The following is a 4346-nucleotide window of genomic DNA, read 5'->3' as shown; positions in this document are numbered from 1 at the left end:
GCCGAAATGTTTAAAGCATTTTATTCAGGTCAAAGCTACAGAATGGTAGTTGCCAGCGATGATAAATTACCACCCGTAGAGTTTAAAATTTTAGATTCGGAGCGAAAAGTTTTGTTTGACAATACAGAACATAAAATGGTTCAAAAATGGGATTTTCGTCTCGAAGCAAGCCAGCAGCTCATTATTTCGATAAAAGTTCCAGTCTCCAAAGAACATGTAGATAATCCGGATAATATAGATTTTGGATGTGTTGCTGTACTTTTTGGTTTCGTGAACCATTAATTTTAACTTAATGGTTTAATAGCGACTCTAATAAATCTTTTTTTGAAGTACTGATATTTAATTTTGGATTTTTAAAATAAATCCACTTCCATGAATATTACAAATTTCGATATTTTGATCTTCTTTTAGATATTTTCTGAGTTTTGTAATAAAAACATCCATACTTCTGGTAGTGAAATAACTATTTTCTTTCCATATTCTTTGTAAAGCCTCATTTCTATCAAGTACTCTATTTTTATGAATACAAAGCAAATGAAGCAGCTCAGATTCTTTTGGCGACAGTTTGTATAAATTATTTTTATAATTAATTGTACGCTGAGAATAATCAAAAATGTAATTTCCAATATTTATCTCACTATCAACGGATTCGGAATTCATATTATTTTCTCTACGTAAAATGGCTTTTATTTTCAGTAGCAGTAAATCTGAATCGAATGGTTTTGTAATATAATCATCGGCTCCCAATTTAAAACCTTTGATAATATCTGCTTTCATTGATTTTGCAGTTAGAAAAATTATTGGGGTTTTACTATCAATTTTTCTAATTGAACTCGCTATAGTAAAACCATCGACATTTGGCAACATAACGTCTAAAATGCACAAATCGTAATTTCTTTCTTTAAACTCTTTCAAAGCGGCATTCCCATCTTTCACCCAATACACTAAATATGAATTCATTTCGAGATAAGACTTCATTACTGCACCAAAATTTGGATCATCTTCGAGCAGAAAAACTCTGTTTTTTTTAGAATTCATAAGATATTGGTAAATAAATTATAAACTTACTCCCCTCTCCTACAATACTTTCAACAACTATTTTTCCCTTGCATTTTTCCACAATGTTTGCAACATAGCTCAATCCGAGCCCAAAACCTTTAACATTATGGATATTGCCGGTGGTTTGCCTGTAAAACTTATCGAAAATTTTGTTTTGGACTTCCTTGGTCATTCCTATACCATTATCTTCGATTGTCAAACAAAGCATATTTCTATCGTTGAAGGTGCTGATCTTAATTTCAGGATTTTCACTTGAATATTTAATCGCATTATCTAATAGGTTGCAGATTACGTTAGTAAAATGAAATATATCTGTCAAAACTTCAATCTTTTCCGCTTTCAAACTTAGTTCAACATTAGCATTATTTTTTTGTAATTGAAGCGACACACTCGAAATTGCCTTTTTAATAATAATGTGAATATCAAGATTCTCAAGTTCGAGGACTAACTCATGATTATCAATTAGAGCCATCAATAGAACTTTCTCTACCTGATTGTTCATTCGTTTGTTTTCTTCTTTTATAATACTTGTAAAGTATTGAATTTGAGATTTATTGTCTAAAGTTTTTGGGTTTAGAATTGTATCAGCTGCAAGCGAAATTGTTGCTATAGGAGTTTTAAACTCATGTGTCATATTATTAATGAAATCGCTTTTTATTTCCGAAATTCGTTTCTGCTTAATTATTGTGAAAATTGTGATAAAAAAGACAATTAGAATTGTAATTGTGAAAAATATAGAAGCAATTAAAAGAGAAAAAAGAGATTTATATATATAATTTCTTTTTGTTGGAAAACTCACTGTCAGAAAATCATTTTTTAAAATCAAATCGTTTGGAAAAAGATTAATTTCATATTGCTTCTTAGAATTTAATTCTCCGAAGCCTAAAGATTTGTATTTGATGCTGTCGTCTTCGCTTGAAAAAATTGCATAAGCAAAACTTATCTCTATGCCCTTTTTTAGTAATTCCTGACGCAGAAGTGTGTCAATTGATTTAATTTCAATTCGATTTAACAATGGAACATCTTTAATATCATATTCTAAAAATATTTGATTTACAATTTGGTCGATTTTTCCTTTTTTATTATCAATAAATTCTTTAATATGAATTTCGTATTCATTTTCGTTGGTTTTCATGAAAATTTCTTTCGAAAAACCGTGACCTACAAAACTATCAATACTAATATCAGCATTGTAAATTAAAATAGAATTACTGTCAGTTTCAATATTTTGTTCATTAGAAAACTTAAGAACACTCAAACATACAGTATCTTTTTCAAGAGTTTTCCTTCTGATTTTCTTTTTCATCAATGCCGGTTCGCTATAAATTAATGTGTCATTCAAAATCGATTTGCAGATAATATTTGCCGATTCCTTAATCTCAATTTTTTCGATAACACTATTTAATGCTTCGTTAACCGCTCTGTCAAAAAGTTTCTCTTTTACTTCGGTAGCATTGTTTATCCACAACAACTGAACAATAACAATTCCCGTGAGAGCAACGCTCATCAATACAATTAATATAATTAAAAATCCCTTTTTCACAATTCAAAATTAGTTCATATTAATCTATTAATCTAAACTTTAACTTTTTCATAACTTTTTTTAACCTTACTATAACTACTGTTGATTGATTTCTGAATTACATTTGTACCAGATTTAAAATTGAATTATTAACTAATTTTTTGGAGGAATATATTATGAAAAAAAGATTTAAGAATTTATCTGCAATTCTTGTTGTGATAATGTTGATTGCTACATTTTTCTCAACTCAGGCATTTATAAATTATGGAAATAATGTTGATGGTGACAAAGTTTCTGTAAAAATAATAAGATATGTAGATGGGAAAAAAGTTGCTTTTGATACAACAATCGTAATAAACGAAAATTTTGCATTAAAAGATGTATTGTCAAATATGATATTAAGCGACGAAGAATGCAATATAGATTCGCTTTTGCAAACTCTGGATATTTTTATTGAATCTGATGAAGAAAACGGTGAACACGCAAAAATGATTGTGAAGATTATTGAAGGAGATAAAGCCTGCAATCCTGATTCTTTGCTTAAAAAACTCAAGATAGATAAAAATGGAACGAAAACTCTGGCATACACAATGTGTGTAGAATTAGATGAGGATGATATAAATATAGATATTGATTCTTTATTGAAAACCTATCAAATTGACATTATCGAAAAAGAGGCAGGAGAACATGAAATGTTTGTTAAAGTTATTGGTGATGATTCGGATATTGACATTGACTCTCTGATTAAAAATATTGATGTAGAAATTATTGAAGATGAAGACGGTGCTACAAAAATTATAACTATCATAAAAACAGACGAAAAAGGGGAAACCAATTGTGAAACTAAAACAATTGTTATTGATGAAGATGGAAAAACCACTAATTCTGATGAAAATGTTGAGATATATATGATTTCAGGAGATGACTCTGAAAAAGAACTTCAAGTTATGATAAAAGATATAAATTGTGAAGGAATTGACAGCATGATTTCCAATATTGACATCGATATTGATACCATTAACGGAAAAGTGATTGTTAAATATATTGAACTTGGAGAAAATCATCAAAAATCAAATATAGTCCGTTCCAAATGTATTGTCATAAAACTTGATGTAAAGATTGGAGAACTCAACAATGAGGATTTGAAAATTCTTAAAAAAACGGGAGTTCCAATACCCTCGGAAAACACTGAGCTAAAAATAGATGAGCTAAAATTTTATCCTAACCCCAACGATGGAAAATTCAATTTAAGCTTTCAGTCTGAATCAAAATCAGCAGTGTCGATAAAAATTTATGATATTTCCGGCAAAGAAGTTTACAGCAAATTAATCTCAAATTTTGATGGAGCTTTCGACGAAAAAATAAATATTTCGGATAAAGGAAAAGGAAACTATTTTATCAATATAAGTCAAAATGATAAAGTTCTGAATAGAAAAATTGTTATTCAATAATGGTTATTGGCAAAAGGCTAAGTGCTAATACTAACATCCAAGAATATAAAAACTATTAAGCCTGCTCAGTAGTTTCTCACTGTTTTAATATTCTTGGGTGTTATCTACTGCCATTTTATTCACTCAGTCGTGTTTCAATGTCCATTCGTTGATGTAGAATTCTAATAATTTCAATATCTTCGTTCTTTCTGTTGATTTTATAGAAAATGAAATGTGATTTAATTCGAGAACGAAAATATCCTTTTCTTACTTTACTATAATCTTTTCCCGATTTTGGATTTTTAGAGAGATATTCTATTTCATCCATTATCAAG

Annotated in this window: 5 protein-coding genes; 2 read left to right on the top strand and 3 right to left on the bottom strand. The window is 29.0% G+C overall.

Annotated features, from left to right (window positions below; all coding sequences use genetic code 11):
* Positions 1 to 282 (top strand): hypothetical protein (locus HN894_05985; GenBank protein MBT7142868.1); only part of this gene is annotated, 282 nt, incomplete at its 5' end.
* 57 nt (positions 283 to 339) lie between these two features.
* Here the strand turns inward: HN894_05985 and HN894_05980 are convergent.
* Both HN894_05980 and HN894_05975 read right to left on the bottom strand, forming a co-directional pair.
* Complete coding sequence (locus HN894_05980; protein ID MBT7142867.1) at positions 340 to 1038, bottom strand: response regulator transcription factor; 699 nt, start codon at positions 1036 to 1038, stop codon at positions 340 to 342.
* A complete protein-coding gene (locus HN894_05975; protein MBT7142866.1) occupies positions 1028 to 2602 on the bottom strand; it encodes a HAMP domain-containing histidine kinase in 1575 nt (524 codons plus the stop codon). The genes HN894_05980 and HN894_05975 overlap by 11 nt, the downstream gene beginning before the upstream one ends.
* 155 nt (positions 2603 to 2757) lie before the next feature.
* Here HN894_05975 and HN894_05970 point away from each other — a divergent pair, with 155 nt between their 5' ends.
* Positions 2758 to 4032 carry a T9SS type A sorting domain-containing protein gene (locus tag HN894_05970; protein MBT7142865.1) on the top strand — a complete coding sequence of 425 codons (1275 nt, stop codon included), beginning with the start codon at positions 2758 to 2760 and terminating at the stop codon, positions 4030 to 4032.
* A 115-nt stretch (positions 4033 to 4147) separates the two neighbouring features.
* Here the strand turns inward: HN894_05970 and HN894_05965 are convergent.
* Positions 4148 to 4346: type II toxin-antitoxin system RelE/ParE family toxin (locus tag HN894_05965; GenBank protein MBT7142864.1), on the bottom strand; the 199-nt coding region annotated here is incomplete at its 5' end.

The sequence above is a fragment of the Bacteroidota bacterium genome, from assembly GCA_018692315.1.
Taxonomy (GTDB): Bacteria; Bacteroidota; Bacteroidia; order Bacteroidales; family JABHKC01; genus JABHKC01.
This window is presented reverse-complemented; position numbering and strand designations above follow the sequence as displayed.

Coding starts and splice junctions, on each gene's coding strand:
- HN894_05980 (MBT7142867.1), bottom strand. CDS start 1,038: ATGAATTCTAAAAAAAACAGAGTTTTTCTGCTCGAAGATGATCCAAAT.
- HN894_05970 (MBT7142865.1), top strand. CDS start 2,758: ATGAAAAAAAGATTTAAGAATTTATCTGCAATTCTTGTTGTGATAATG.